Annotated in this window: 17 protein-coding genes; 12 read left to right on the plus strand and 5 right to left on the minus strand. The window is 59.5% G+C overall.

Annotated elements, in window-relative coordinates:
* Positions 1–111: 111 nt before the first annotated feature.
* Genes ASC37_RS10880 through ASC37_RS10890 form a run of 3 tightly spaced genes read left to right on the plus strand, consistent with a single transcriptional unit; the run spans position 112 to position 1,645 of the window.
* Entirely contained in the window at positions 112–363 is a 252-nt protein-coding gene (locus ASC37_RS10880) for a dihydroneopterin aldolase (protein WP_157287484.1), read from the plus strand.
* A 33-nt stretch (positions 364–396) separates the two neighbouring features.
* Complete coding sequence (locus ASC37_RS10885; RefSeq protein WP_055424391.1) at positions 397–1,335, plus strand: sodium-dependent bicarbonate transport family permease; 939 nt, start codon at positions 397–399, stop codon at positions 1,333–1,335.
* A 4-nt stretch (positions 1,336–1,339) separates the two neighbouring features.
* The gene (locus ASC37_RS10890; RefSeq protein WP_055424392.1) at positions 1,340–1,645 is read left to right on the plus strand and encodes a P-II family nitrogen regulator; all 306 of its coding nucleotides are present in this window, start codon (positions 1,340–1,342) and stop codon (positions 1,643–1,645) included.
* 238 nt (positions 1,646–1,883) lie between these two features.
* On the opposite strand, the gene ASC37_RS11670 is transcribed toward ASC37_RS10890, so the two are convergent.
* The 4 genes from ASC37_RS11670 to ASC37_RS10905 form a co-directional block, all read right to left on the minus strand.
* On the minus strand, positions 1,884–2,042 hold the full coding sequence (locus ASC37_RS11670) for a zeta toxin family protein (RefSeq protein ID WP_198289095.1): 159 nt from the start codon (positions 2,040–2,042) through the stop codon (positions 1,884–1,886).
* A gap of 11 nt (positions 2,043–2,053) precedes the next feature.
* Positions 2,054–2,281: a methylation-associated defense system helix-turn-helix domain-containing protein MAD1 gene (gene mads1, locus ASC37_RS10895; protein WP_055424393.1), complete on the minus strand. Its 228-nt coding sequence runs from the start codon at positions 2,279–2,281 to the stop codon at positions 2,054–2,056.
* Between the two features lie 214 nt (positions 2,282–2,495).
* A complete protein-coding gene (locus ASC37_RS10900; RefSeq protein WP_055424394.1) occupies positions 2,496–2,993 on the minus strand; it encodes a type II toxin-antitoxin system YhaV family toxin in 498 nt (165 codons plus the stop codon).
* Complete coding sequence (locus ASC37_RS10905) at positions 2,990–3,319, minus strand: type II toxin-antitoxin system PrlF family antitoxin (RefSeq protein WP_055424395.1); 330 nt, start codon at positions 3,317–3,319, stop codon at positions 2,990–2,992. The genes ASC37_RS10900 and ASC37_RS10905 overlap by 4 nt, the downstream gene beginning before the upstream one ends.
* A 331-nt stretch (positions 3,320–3,650) precedes the next feature.
* Here ASC37_RS10905 and trfA point away from each other — a divergent pair, with 331 nt between their 5' ends.
* From trfA to ASC37_RS10935, 6 genes are all read left to right on the plus strand, one after another.
* Positions 3,651–4,517, plus strand: coding sequence for a plasmid replication initiator TrfA (gene trfA / locus ASC37_RS10910; protein WP_082438485.1), 867 nt, complete (start codon positions 3,651–3,653; stop codon positions 4,515–4,517).
* 537 nt (positions 4,518–5,054) lie between these two features.
* Positions 5,055–5,441, plus strand: coding sequence for a hypothetical protein (locus ASC37_RS10915; protein ID WP_055424397.1), 387 nt, complete (start codon positions 5,055–5,057; stop codon positions 5,439–5,441).
* A 16-nt stretch (positions 5,442–5,457) separates the two neighbouring features.
* The gene (locus ASC37_RS10920) at positions 5,458–5,781 is read left to right on the plus strand and encodes a hypothetical protein (protein ID WP_055424398.1); all 324 of its coding nucleotides are present in this window, start codon (positions 5,458–5,460) and stop codon (positions 5,779–5,781) included.
* Positions 5,782–5,785: 4 nt separating this feature from the next.
* Positions 5,786–7,603, plus strand: coding sequence for a conjugative transfer system coupling protein TraD (traD, locus tag ASC37_RS10925; protein WP_055424399.1), 1,818 nt, complete (start codon positions 5,786–5,788; stop codon positions 7,601–7,603).
* Positions 7,600–8,226: a DUF4400 domain-containing protein gene (locus tag ASC37_RS10930; RefSeq protein WP_055424400.1), complete on the plus strand. Its 627-nt coding sequence runs from the start codon at positions 7,600–7,602 to the stop codon at positions 8,224–8,226. The genes traD and ASC37_RS10930 overlap by 4 nt, the downstream gene beginning before the upstream one ends.
* Positions 8,226–8,744: a metal-dependent hydrolase gene (locus ASC37_RS10935; RefSeq protein WP_055424401.1), complete on the plus strand. Its 519-nt coding sequence runs from the start codon at positions 8,226–8,228 to the stop codon at positions 8,742–8,744. The genes ASC37_RS10930 and ASC37_RS10935 overlap by 1 nt, the downstream gene beginning before the upstream one ends.
* Positions 8,745–8,794: 50 nt before the next feature.
* Here ASC37_RS10935 and tnpA (ASC37_RS10940) read toward each other — a convergent pair whose 3' ends face one another.
* Positions 8,795–9,211 carry an IS200/IS605 family transposase gene (gene tnpA / locus ASC37_RS10940; RefSeq protein WP_072248005.1) on the minus strand — a complete coding sequence of 139 codons (417 nt, stop codon included), beginning with the start codon at positions 9,209–9,211 and terminating at the stop codon, positions 8,795–8,797.
* Positions 9,212–9,233: 22 nt separating this feature from the next.
* Between tnpA (ASC37_RS10940) and ASC37_RS11370 the strand changes: the two genes are divergently transcribed.
* The 3 genes from ASC37_RS11370 to tnpA (ASC37_RS11375) form a co-directional block, all read left to right on the plus strand.
* Positions 9,234–10,508 carry an RNA-guided endonuclease InsQ/TnpB family protein gene (locus ASC37_RS11370; protein ID WP_072248006.1) on the plus strand — a complete coding sequence of 425 codons (1,275 nt, stop codon included), beginning with the start codon at positions 9,234–9,236 and terminating at the stop codon, positions 10,506–10,508.
* Entirely contained in the window at positions 10,430–11,014 is a 585-nt protein-coding gene (locus ASC37_RS11460; RefSeq protein WP_267885683.1) for a replication initiation protein, read from the plus strand. Before ASC37_RS11370 ends, ASC37_RS11460 begins: the two co-directional genes overlap by 79 nt.
* 61 nt (positions 11,015–11,075) lie before the next feature.
* Positions 11,076–11,325: IS200/IS605 family transposase (tnpA, locus tag ASC37_RS11375; protein ID WP_141654677.1), on the plus strand; the 250-nt coding region annotated here is incomplete at its 3' end.

The raw sequence follows: 11,325 nt of genomic DNA on the forward strand, positions 1-11,325 counted from the left end.
CCATGCGTCACAGTTTATACCACATGGTGCGCTTCGCGCACCCGCAATTCCTCCCCTGACTCAAGTCAGGGGTTTCCTTGCGGAGATTCTATGAATCAGGCGACAACTATCTTGACTTGTTCCGGCGCGTGCATCGACTATTCGCTCGCCGTCGACCGCATCACCGCTTGGCACACGGAGCCCCACGTCGATCTCCTGGAATCGCTCGCCACCGAACTCGTCGACCACCTCTTTCGCCACGATCCGAAAATCGATTGGGTCGAGGTGACGCTTGCCAAACCAGATTTTTACCCAAACGCCCGCGCCGTAGGGGTGCGCATTGCGCACTCGCGTGACAGCTATGCGGCGCGCACGGCGTTATAATTATGAATTACGATCATTTCGTCGGAAGCAATCATGGCATTCGATCCGGTTCCGCTCTTCTTCGTACTGGGTTTTCTGGCGCGACTCGCGCGTTCTGACCTCAAAATCCCCGGACAACTCTACGAAGCCCTTTCGATCTATCTGCTCCTGGCGATCGGTCTCAAAGGCGGTGTGGAACTTGCCAAAGAGCCTTTCTTCGAAGTCGCACCCAAAGCAGGGGTAACGATCCTCTTGGGCGTGCTCATCCCGCTCGTTGCGTTTCCCATCCTCACCCGTTTGGGTCGACTGCCGCGGCCCGACGCCGCGTCGATCGCCGGTCATTACGGTTCGGTGAGCGCGGTGACGTTTGCGGTCGCGCTCGACTTTCTCCGCGCCAAAAACGTCCCATTCGAAGCGTACGCGCCGCTTTTCCTCGTCCTTCTTGAGATCCCCGGGATCATCGTCGGGATTCTTCTGGCGCGGATGGGTAACCTCCAAACCGTCCGCTGGGGACCACTCGCGCACGAGGTCCTTTTAGGGAAAAGTATCGTGCTCTTGGCAGGGGGACTCGTCGTGGGTTGGCTCGCCGGCCCCGAAAAGATCGCCCCGCTCGAACCGTTCTATTTCGTCGGCTTCAAAGGAGCGCTATCGCTCTTTCTCTTGGAAATGGGGCTCGTCGCGGCCGGGCAGATCGACGCGCTGAAGCGTGCCGGGGTATTTCTGACGGTTTTCGGTGTCGTGATGCCGCTCATCTCTGCTACCCTAGGATTCATCGCCGCGGCAATCGCCGGCCTTTCCGCAGGCGGCGCGATGCTGTTGGCAACGCTCGCCGCGAGCGCCTCCTACATCGCGGCCCCCGCAGCGATGCGCATCGCCGTGCCCGAAGCCAACCCGGCGCTCTCGATCGGCGCATCGCTCGTGGTCACCTTCCCCTTCAACATTCTGGTTGGCATCCCGCTGTATTATTTCGTATCCCAACAGATCATTGGATAACGAGATGAAAACGCGCGCTACCCGACAACTCGTCGTGATCATTGCCGAAGAAGCGATCGAAGGGCTGCTCACTACCGACGTGATGCGCCTGGGTGCCCATGGTTACAGCGTCTGCGAAGTCCGCGGTCAGGGCTCCCGCGGTTCCCGCAGCGGTGAATGGGAAGCCGCGAAAACGGTCCGCATCGAGGTACTCTGTTCGCCGGAAGTTGCCGACGCGATTCTCGATCACGTCCTGACCCACTACTTCCGCCATTATGCCGTGGTGGCTTATACGTTCGAAGTGGGCGTGTTACGACCGGAGAAGTTTTGAACCCCTTCAGCGTTCCTTGGCACGAAAACAGATCGTCGGTATGCAAGGGATGGCGGAGGCGGTGAGATTCGAACTCACGAGGGGCGCAAACCCCTGGCGGTTTTCAAGTTTGGTGTAGCCGGACTTTACCCTACTTTGTTTAGCCATACGCACCTATACAAATCAACAATTTAGGCCGCTTGCGGGTTGTGCAACCTTTTTTCTGTAAATTTCCGTGGTGTTGGTCATGACGCCGGGGTTACGGGTTGAGGTTGAGATAGACCTTGCCGGTCATCCACTCGTCGTCGAGTTCGGCCAGCAGCGCGCTCTTGCCGCATCCAGGGCGCCCAACAAGCAGGATCAGCTTGCTGTGCAGGGCCGCGATTTCGTCTACGAGACGGTCCAGTCGTGTGAGCATCCGGCAGCCCTTCACCCATTGCCGCCATGAGCCCCGCCAGGACCATCGTCGCCCTGGGCTTCCGCCGTCTGCTTCTTGATCCACAGGTCGATTTCCTGGCGCCGGAATCGCCACGTGCCACCGACTTTGAATGCGGGGATCTTCCTGCCCGCCGCCAAGCGATAGACCGTGCGTTTGCCTACCTTGAGGTAGGCAGCCACCTCGTCGAGCGTGAATATCTCTCCAGTGTCGTCTTTCATCGCCTCCTCACCCGGTACCAGGCAGGGGCCGGTGATGATGGTAATCTTAGCAAGGATACGTCAAACTTGTGCATCTTTGAACAGCCAAGCGGCGGGAGGGGGGATGACAGATAGCCAAGGCGGTCGGCAGGTGAGCCAGGGCACTATGCAGGGATCGGTGGCCGAACACCCAGCGTGGCATCGGTTGGAAGACCAACTTCAGTGGTACGACAATTCAGGCCCCGCCCCCCGACGCGAGCCGGCGAAGGCGCTCCGACTCGGCACGGGCTTCGGCCAGCAACTGGCCCCAGTCCGACGGCGGGCGGCCGCTGTCGAGCATCCTGCGGAACACCCGGTAGGCGTCGTCGGCGCTGTCGTAGGCCCGCTTCGTGTCCTCGTCGTTGACCCAGGCGTAGACGATCACCCTGGCCCGGGCGTGGTAGCGGAAGAACAGCCGGTACTGCTGGAAGAACTTGGCGCGGAACCAGTGCTTGTGCTCGGGCCCAAGCGTGTCGCCCTGGCGGTACTCCGGCCGGGCGGGGTCCTGAGGGATGACCTCGAACGCCAGCTTGGCGATGGCCGCCAGGCGCTTGGTGGCGTTCTTCTTGGCGTAGCCGGTCGGGTCCTTGCGCCTGAGCGCCTCGACCTGCGCGGTCAGGGCGTCAAGCTGGTCGAGGAAGATCGGGTGGGCGAAGAGGGCCCAGCCGTTGACGACCAGCGGGGCGCCGCTCATTCATCATCCGCCGACAGCGGAGCCTCGAGATCCACCTCGACACCGCCGACCAGCGCCTGGATGCGTTGCGCGAGGCCGGCATCCACCGCTTGGAGCCGTTCGGGATGCTCGGCCATGTCGCGGGCCAGGAAGCCGAGGAACGGCATCAGCGCCGGGTCGTCGCTGTCGCCGGGGGCCGCGCGCGTGAGCACCACCTCACCGTTCGGGCGGATGGTGTAGTGGATCTTGTCGCGCTTACCCAGGCGCAGCGCGCGGCGCACGGTTTCCGGCACGGTCGTCTGATAGCGATCGGTCAGCGTCGATTCGGCTTCGAGGGTGGCGGGCATGGCGGTTCTCCGGCTGCTATCAGAATAAGTGTAATGCATCCGCATTGCCATGTCAATGCAAACGCATTGTCGCCCGCACCCCACCTCTTGGGCAATGCGACGCAGACTCAGGCCGTGTTTGCGCAAAATCTCGATCTCCACATTCACCTCGTTCGATAGCATCGGCGTTCCAAAAAAACGCCAATCTTTACTCAACTCGGTGTATCAGATTTCACTCGTTGGCCTGTGTCAATTTACATCCGTTGCCGACATTCAGAAACGATGCCGAAATACTGCCTAAAAGTGCGTATTTAGCCAAAATTTTACCCGTCCGTCCTGATATAAGGACGGTATGGACAACGCTACTTCTCAGATCCCCATTCCCTTTCACGAGTCGTCCGGTGAACCGATTCCGGATCCTGGTATTGCCAAAGCCATGGACCGGATACGAGAAAGCCTGGAACGGAAGGCCATCGCTGCGGGTCTGCCTGTGCCATCGAATGGCAAGCCGCTCCCGAACGATGTTCTTCGCTCGGCGCTGTTTGGCGTTTCGGAGAAGGTTTTTCGGCGAGAAGAAAAAATCGCTTCCGTGGAAGGCTTGGATGTCTACATGGTGCGGGGCTATCGGCCAACGCAAGCCCATCTCGACGTGTGGGAGCAGTGCCTGGATCTAGCAGCAAAACACGGCACTGGAAAGCAGATTCGCTTTTCCGCGTACTCCTTTCTCAAGGCCATTGGACGAAACACAGGGAAATCCGACTACGAGTGGCTGAAAGAAGCCATCAACGATCTTGCGAGCTGCCTGGTGCGCATTTCTAACGGACGCTACTCGTACTTCGGTACCCTGATCCAGGACGGTTTCAGGGACGAAGAGACCAACGAGTACGTGATCAAGATCAACGAGGCGCTCGCATTGCTCTTCATGGGCGGACGCTGGACGGCTCTCGACGGGGAGCAGCGGCAGATGCTTCGCAAGCACCCTCTGGCCCAATGGCTCCATGCCTTCTACTCCACGCACGCGGATCCTTACGCGTACAAGGTCGCCACGTTGAAGGAATTGTGCGGCAGCGACACGGAGGAGCTGTGGAAATTCCGTCAGATGCTCCGGCGGGCTCTCGAGAAGCTGGCCGAGACGACGGGGTGGGAGTGCTCCATCGACGACGAAGACAAGGTGATCGTACGAAAAAGCAAAAACCGTGCCAAATCCCTATCGGGATAGCGGGTAGGGTCGAAAACGATGCGTTATCCACAGATCGGTCAATTTATCCACAGATCGGGCGAATTATCCACAAGCTCTGCGAGGACATGGATTGGCGCTATCGGGATAGCGGGTAGGGGGCATCGGGATAGCGGGTAGGGTCCGGCGAAAATTATCGGGATAGCGGGTAGGGGGCATCGGGATAGCAGGTAGGCGACTATCGGGATAGCAGGTAGGCGACTATCGGGATAGCGGGTAGGGTCCGGCCTGTGGAAATCTTGTGAAATCCATTGCAAACATTGGCGAAAAAAAGTTATCCACAATCGCCCTAATCTTTTTTTAATCTTTTTTTAATCATTAAAAACTAAAGGCATCGCAACGTTGGCGCTGTGGATAGATGCGCATCGACTTCGCCCACCGCGTCCTGAGGCTGGGATTTTCCTGCAGAAGCGGCATAACAGATCAGTTCGATGCTCTTTTCGAGCAGGTTCGGGACGAACGCTGCGCTATTCTTTGTCCATGGCAAGTCGAACCGCAAGCGAAATTCATCACTTGAGAATGAAAACCGTTCATCAGCAAAACCTGCATACGACCTGGCTGTACGACGGCGAACCGGAATACGTCGACCTCAACGTCGAAGCCGCGCTTCTGGAGCAAGGCGGCTACGTCGTCGTTCTGGAACTCACGAACGGCAAGTTACGGCTAGCCGCAACGCGCCATCCGGCGAAGTATGTCAAGGAATGGCGTCACAACGTCCGACGCTACGGCGCCCTGGACATCGTTCGCGTACTCGTGTCGCGCCCCTATCTGCGCTACGAGGCCGCCAAGCGTCTGTTGGCAACCAAGCTGGCGGAATACAAGGACGACGAATCGGATGCATACCGGCTCGATGTCGAGACGTTCAAGGAAAAGGCAAAGGAGGTGTTTTCCACGGCAGGAACTTGAGAGTAGAGGCAGAGAAATGTCTGGTTCGATCATTTTCGCGCTCGCGATCGTGCTCGGCGTCGGGGCGCAAGCCGCTCGTGCGGATGGCAGCTTCTTTTTCCAGAACGGGCAAGAACCACAAAGACAGCGCGCTGCACTGCCGGACCAGGAACGAGACAGGCTTCTTCGGGACGCCTACGCCTGCTCTCGGCCCGGTAAGACGCCGCAAGAAGAGCAACGCTGCCGTGCCCTAGACGAGAGGGTCCGGCAAACGGTTTCCGAGCGCGTACGCGCCAATCATGGACTGGCAGAGCAGCAAATTCAGGAACTCAAATCGATCCATCGCCGGCAAGTAAGGTAAAGACATGTTCGAGTCCGTGGATTTCGAAGAACCGTGGCGCAAGGTGCACGAATGGCCGATGTCGCTCGCTTGGCTGTCGGCATCTGCCATTACGCTTGCCGTGACGGCCACGTTGCCGGTTCCGACCAGAGTGGGCGTGGCGACATCGCTCGCCTGCCTGTCGTTTGCCGCCTGGCGGGCGGCGCAGGCATGGGTCAGAAGCCAGGCCAGAGGAAGAGCCGTCGAAAAAACCCGCAAGGAGTTCGTCACGCCACAAGAGTTGATCTCGAAACAAAAGCCCGGTCTGCTGTGGCTGGGCAAGGGATTCGCCTGGACGGACATCGAGGCGCGAAAAATGCATGCCTTGATCGGAAAAGGCTTGGCCAAGACCTTCGGCAAAGAGTTCATCACGGATGGAGCCCATTGGCTGCATGGGCTGTCCAGCGAAGACGACGTGTATGCCGACCTTGGCTTGCTCGAGGGGCATACCCTGATCGTAGGGAGTACCGGTGTTGGCAAAACGCGGTTGTTCGACCTGCTGATCGCACAAGCCATTGCCAGAGGTGAGCCGGTCATCATCATCGACCCCAAGGGCGACCATGGATTGGCATCGAATGCCCTCAAGGTCTGTGAAGCGCTCGGACAGCCGGAACGGTTCGTCTATTTCCATCCCGCCCACCCCGAAAGATCGGCCTGCATCGACCCGCTGCGCAACTGGAACCGCAAAACGGAACTCGCCAGCCGTATTGCGGCACTGATTCCATCGGAAACGGGAGCGGACCCTTTCACGGCCTTCGGCTGGAAGGTGCTCAACGACATCGTAAACGGTCTGATCGCGACCGGCCAGAGGCCGAACCTCGTCCAGCTGCGGCGCTACATCGAAGGTGGACCGGACGATCTCCTCTTGAAGGCGCTGCGCATGCACTTCAAAACCAAGGTGCCGGACTGGGAGAGCCGTTCCAGCAGCTTCGTCAAGCAGTTCAAGGGAAACCAGCTTCTGGCCTACATCGCCTTTTACAAGGAAATCGTCATCCATGAGGCGCAGTCGGTCGATCTCGACGGCCTGATATCCACCTACGAGCACAACAGGGAGCATTTCCAGAAGATGGTGGCTTCCCTTATCCCCATCCTGTCGATGCTCACGAGCGACCCGCTGACGGAACTTCTCTCGCCGGATTTCGAGGTCGGTCACGACAAACTGGTGACGGACATGGCGCGAATCATCCGGGCCGACAAGGTGATGTACGTGGGCCTCGACTCTCTGGCCGATGCCACGGTGGGGAGCGCCATCGGCTCCATCCTGCTTGCCGACCTGACCGCCGTGGCCGGCGATCGGTACAACTACGGCATCGACTCGATCAAGCCGATCAACGTGTTCGTGGACGAGGCGGCAGAGGTCATCAACAACCCGACCATTCAGCTTCTGAACAAGGGACGCGGCGCGGGGTTTCGAATGACCATCGCAACCCAAACGTTCGCGGACTTCGCCTCGCGTCTTGGCGACGAGAACAAGGCCCGCCAGGTGCTTGCCAACACCAACAACAAGATCGCCCTGCGTGTGCAGGACGCGGAAACGCAGAAATACATCGCCGATGGCATTCCGAAGATCAAGGCAAGGTCGATGATGATCCGTTACGGCCACAACGTCGATTCGAACATCCATGACGCCTACAGCGCCTCCTACCAGGAACAGGCGACCGAGGAAGAGGCCGACCTGATACCGCCAGCCATTCTCAGCGAGCTTCCGCCGCTTCATTATTTCGCCCGATTGTCCGGGGGTCTGACGATCAAGGGACGGCTGCCGATTTTGCATGCGCAAGCGGCAAGAAAACGTCGCGTTTGAGCAAGAATGCCCGAAGGCAAGCGGTGAGTAGGCAGCAGACAAAGACGCAGAGCGCTTGGGGCGGATTCATCGTCACCATTTTGCTCGTTGGATTCGTGGCCGCTTGGGCATCGATTCCCTCGCACGTGCTGGAAGAGACCTGGAATGCGGAGCGCAGACAGATGGAGGCATGGGCCGGGCCAAGAACGCAGACGTGGATCGATTCCCAAGCGTTGTCCGTCTTTAGCGGATTCGCGAAGGAAGCGGAAAAAGCGGCGCACGATCTTAAGGGCAACAGCATCGAGCGCTGGCTCGCCGATCGGATCTATATGAGCGTGATATGGGCGGCCACGGCAGCCCGCCGAGCCTATACGCTCCTGATGTGGATGCTCCTTGGTATTCCGCTGATTCTGGCGGCAGCAGTCGACGGCTTTTACGTGCGCGAAATCCGCAAGACAGCCTTCGTCTCCCAGAGCCCGATTCGCCACAAGATCGGAATCCATTTTTTTCGTCTGGTTGGCATCGCGATGGTTTTTTGGCTCTTTCTGCCGATTCCCATGCCGATCGTCGCGGCACCAGCCATGGTGTGCTTCATGGCGCTATCGCTGTGGCTATGGACGGGGAATTTGCAAAAGAGATTGTAATGCTCGCAACGACGCACATTGCCTTCGGCACGGCATCTTCGCTGCTCACAGCCGCGTGGCTCGATGCGTCGGCACCGCAGACGGTCCTGATGGTTGCCGGCGGTGTTCTGGGCAGCATGTTGCCGGACATCGACCATCCTAAGAGCGCATTCGGACGCCGGGTGCGACCGGTCTCGACGATGCTCTGCGCTGCGTTCGGGCATCGAGGCTTGACGCACAGCCTGATTGCCGTGGTCGGCATGTCTGCGTTGGCCCGGTATTCGCTGCGCCATCTCGATTGGCATCCGGGCTATTCGGTACCGTTCGTCGTCGGCTTGTCGGCGGGTTACCTCTCGCACTTGGCCGGCGATTGGATGAGCAACTCGGGCGTGCCGCTGTTGTGGCCGAGCAGACGCAGGTTCGTCGCCCCGCTGCGGATTTTCACCGGGGATTACCGCGAACGCCTACTGGCGCTTGTCGTATCCGGTTGGATCGTGGTGCATTGCCTACCAAACTGCGCCGCAGTGCTCCGCCTATAGCTGCGAAGCAGCTTAGGGGGTGGTGAAGCGGCGCATGGCGCACAGCGCCATTACTCGGGTGATTCCTGTTGCTCGATGTACTGCTTCAGCACCGAAAGCGGCGCACCGCCGACGGTAATGATGCAGTAGCTGCGGGACCAGAATACCGGCTTGCGCCAGTAGTAGCGCTGTAGGTGGTCCCCGAATTCCTTACGGATGAGCCGGGAGGTGACGGTCTTGAGATTATTGACGAAAGCGGATGGCGCGGTGCGCGGCGTCAACTCCAACAACAGATGCACGTGATCCGCCTCACCGTTGAACTCCAGAACCGCGCCACCCCACTTTTCGGTCGTGGCGCAAGCGATCTCCTCCAGGCGGGAAAGCATTGGTTTGGTGATGCACTTCCTTCGGTACTTGGTGACCATAACCAAATGGTACTGGAGCCGGAAAGTGCAGTGATATAGCTGTCGTAGTGGTTGTGAGCACATAATAACCAAGTATAATTATGGCATGGCTCAACGCAAGGTCACCTATCGGTTGTATCCCACGGCGGCCCAGGCGGCTGCCCTAGAGCATCAGCGCTGGGTCCACTGCCTGTTGTGGAACGAGGCCCTGGCTGAGCGACGCCGGGCCTGGGGCGAACGGCAAGTGTCACTGGGCTTTTCAGCCCAGTGCAAGCAACTGACCGAATGGCGTCGCCAATCGAAACTGCTGCGCGGCCTCAACGCCCAATCTGAACAAGTCACCCTCAAGCGCCTGGATTTGGCGTTCCAGCACTTCTTCCGGCGCGTGAAAAAGGGCGAGACACCTGGCTTCCCTCGTTTCAAACCGCTGCACCGCTTCAAGGGCTGGGGTTACAAGACTCATGGGGATGGCTGGCGGTTAATCACGAACGAGCGCATGCAGCATGGCACCTTGCGGCTGTCGGGCGTCGGCAAGGTGCCCATCCGGGGCAAGCCGCGCACGCCAGGGACGCCAAAGACTTGCGAGATTCTCAAAAAAAATGGTCGCTGGTACGCCAGCATCACGCTGGACTGTAAGCCTGCCCGCAAGCATGGTGAGAAAATGGGCGGGCTGGACTGGGGCGTCGAGACCTTCGCCACCATCGCGACGCCGGAAGGGACCAAGCCCATCAACAACCCCCGCTATCTCGCTCGAACCCTGGACAAGATCCGCCGGGTCCAGCGGGACATCTCCCGCAAGGAGGAGGCGGCCAAGAAGGCGTCAGGCAAGACACGGAGCTTCCCCGTCTCCAACCGGCTCCGAAGGGAATACGAACGCCTGCGCCGCCTGCACGAGAAAGTCGCGAACCAGCGCCACGACTTCCTGCACCAGACCACGGCTCGGCTAGTTGGAGAGTTCGCCGTTCTGGGACTAGAGGCGCTGAATATCAAGAACATGACCGCATCCGGCGGTCAGCACGAGAAGGGCTTGAACCGCAGCATCCTTGATGCCGCCGGAGGAGCCTTCCATCGACTGCTCAGGTACAAAGCGGAAGAAGCTGGTGCTTGGGCGATGGAGGCCCCGACGCGGCAGATCAAACCCTCGCAGACCTGTCACGCCTGCGGGCGTCAAGAGAAGAAACCGCTCGGCCAGCGACGCCATGAGTGTCCTTGTGGCGCGTCCTGTTCACGGGACGAAAACGCCGCTCGGGTACTGCTGGCGTGGGTCGAGCAACAGCTATCCGGTCGGGAACCGGCCGATGCGTGGAGGGAGGTAAGACCGGAGCATCCTTCGGGTGCTCCGGCACTCCCAGAGAAGCGCGAAACTCACGCCATAGCCTGAAAGGCTTGGCGGGAGTAGTTCATAACCGCTCGATCACGTTCTACGAACCGGCCTGGAAGCGGAACGGCAAGCCGTTACCGCCCACTCGAGTACAAATGCGCTGGGTGGGGTCGGTGAAGTACCAGGACGGCGAGGGGTGGGTAGAAATAGCCTGGTGGCCTGATCTCATGCGGCACCTGACCGGCCTTAGAGCGCAGTTCACGACCTACCAGCTGCAGCAAGCCTCGGCGCTGCGCTCGGCCTACTCGTGGAAGCTGCTGGAGCTGCTGACGCGCTTCCAGTCCACCGGCTGGGCCGAGTACGACATCGAGGACTTCAAAGCCTCAATGGACGCGCCGCCGAGCCTCAGTGACTTCGGCCAGGTCAAGCGCCGGATCATCGAGCCTGCGGTCACGGAACTGATCGAGAAGGACGGCTGGCTGATTCAGTGGCAACCAATCAAGGCAGGGCGAAAAGTGAAGGCCGTCCGCTTTACCTTCATAGAATCTCCGCAAGGAAACCCCTGACTTGAGTCAGGGGAGGAATTGCGGGTGCGCGAAGCGCACCATGTGGTATAAACTGTGACGCATGGTCGATGTCGTCACAAACCGTAATTGCGTCTATCAAACTGCCTACCATGTGATCTGGTGTCCGAAGTATCGGCGCGATGTGCTGACCGGAACGGTTGCTGAGGAAACGGGGGCAATGCTGGACGCGATTTGCATGGAGCGGGGCTGGCCGGTGATCTCCAAGGAGATTCAGCCGGATCACATCCACCTGTTTGTCAGCATCCCGCCTGCCATTGCCGTAGCCGATGCCGTCAAGGTGCTCAAGGGTG

This window comes from Tepidiphilus thermophilus (assembly GCF_001418245.1).
Taxonomy (GTDB): Bacteria; Pseudomonadota; Gammaproteobacteria; order Burkholderiales; family Rhodocyclaceae; genus Tepidiphilus; species Tepidiphilus succinatimandens.

Excerpts from the sequence above, each read along its gene's own strand:
- ASC37_RS10885 (WP_055424391.1), top strand. The coding sequence starts at position 397 with ATGGCATTCGATCCGGTTCCGCTCTTCTTCGTACTGGGTTTTCTGGCG.
- tnpA (WP_072248005.1), bottom strand. The coding sequence starts at position 9,211 with ATGTGCTCACAACCACTACGACAGCTATATCACTGCACTTTCCGGCTC.
- traD (WP_055424399.1), top strand. The coding sequence starts at position 5,786 with ATGTTCGAGTCCGTGGATTTCGAAGAACCGTGGCGCAAGGTGCACGAA.
- trfA (WP_082438485.1), top strand. The coding sequence starts at position 3,651 with ATGGACAACGCTACTTCTCAGATCCCCATTCCCTTTCACGAGTCGTCC.
- ASC37_RS10900 (WP_055424394.1), bottom strand. The coding sequence starts at position 2,993 with ATGAGCGGCGCCCCGCTGGTCGTCAACGGCTGGGCCCTCTTCGCCCAC.
- ASC37_RS10920 (WP_055424398.1), top strand. The coding sequence starts at position 5,458 with ATGTCTGGTTCGATCATTTTCGCGCTCGCGATCGTGCTCGGCGTCGGG.
- ASC37_RS11670 (WP_198289095.1), bottom strand. The coding sequence starts at position 2,042 with ATGCTCACACGACTGGACCGTCTCGTAGACGAAATCGCGGCCCTGCAC.
- ASC37_RS10890 (WP_055424392.1), top strand. The coding sequence starts at position 1,340 with ATGAAAACGCGCGCTACCCGACAACTCGTCGTGATCATTGCCGAAGAA.
- mads1 (WP_055424393.1), bottom strand. The coding sequence starts at position 2,281 with ATGAAAGACGACACTGGAGAGATATTCACGCTCGACGAGGTGGCTGCC.
- ASC37_RS10905 (WP_055424395.1), bottom strand. The coding sequence starts at position 3,319 with ATGCCCGCCACCCTCGAAGCCGAATCGACGCTGACCGATCGCTATCAG.
- ASC37_RS11370 (WP_072248006.1), top strand. The coding sequence starts at position 9,234 with ATGGCTCAACGCAAGGTCACCTATCGGTTGTATCCCACGGCGGCCCAG.
- ASC37_RS10915 (WP_055424397.1), top strand. The coding sequence starts at position 5,055 with ATGAAAACCGTTCATCAGCAAAACCTGCATACGACCTGGCTGTACGAC.
- ASC37_RS10935 (WP_055424401.1), top strand. The coding sequence starts at position 8,226 with ATGCTCGCAACGACGCACATTGCCTTCGGCACGGCATCTTCGCTGCTC.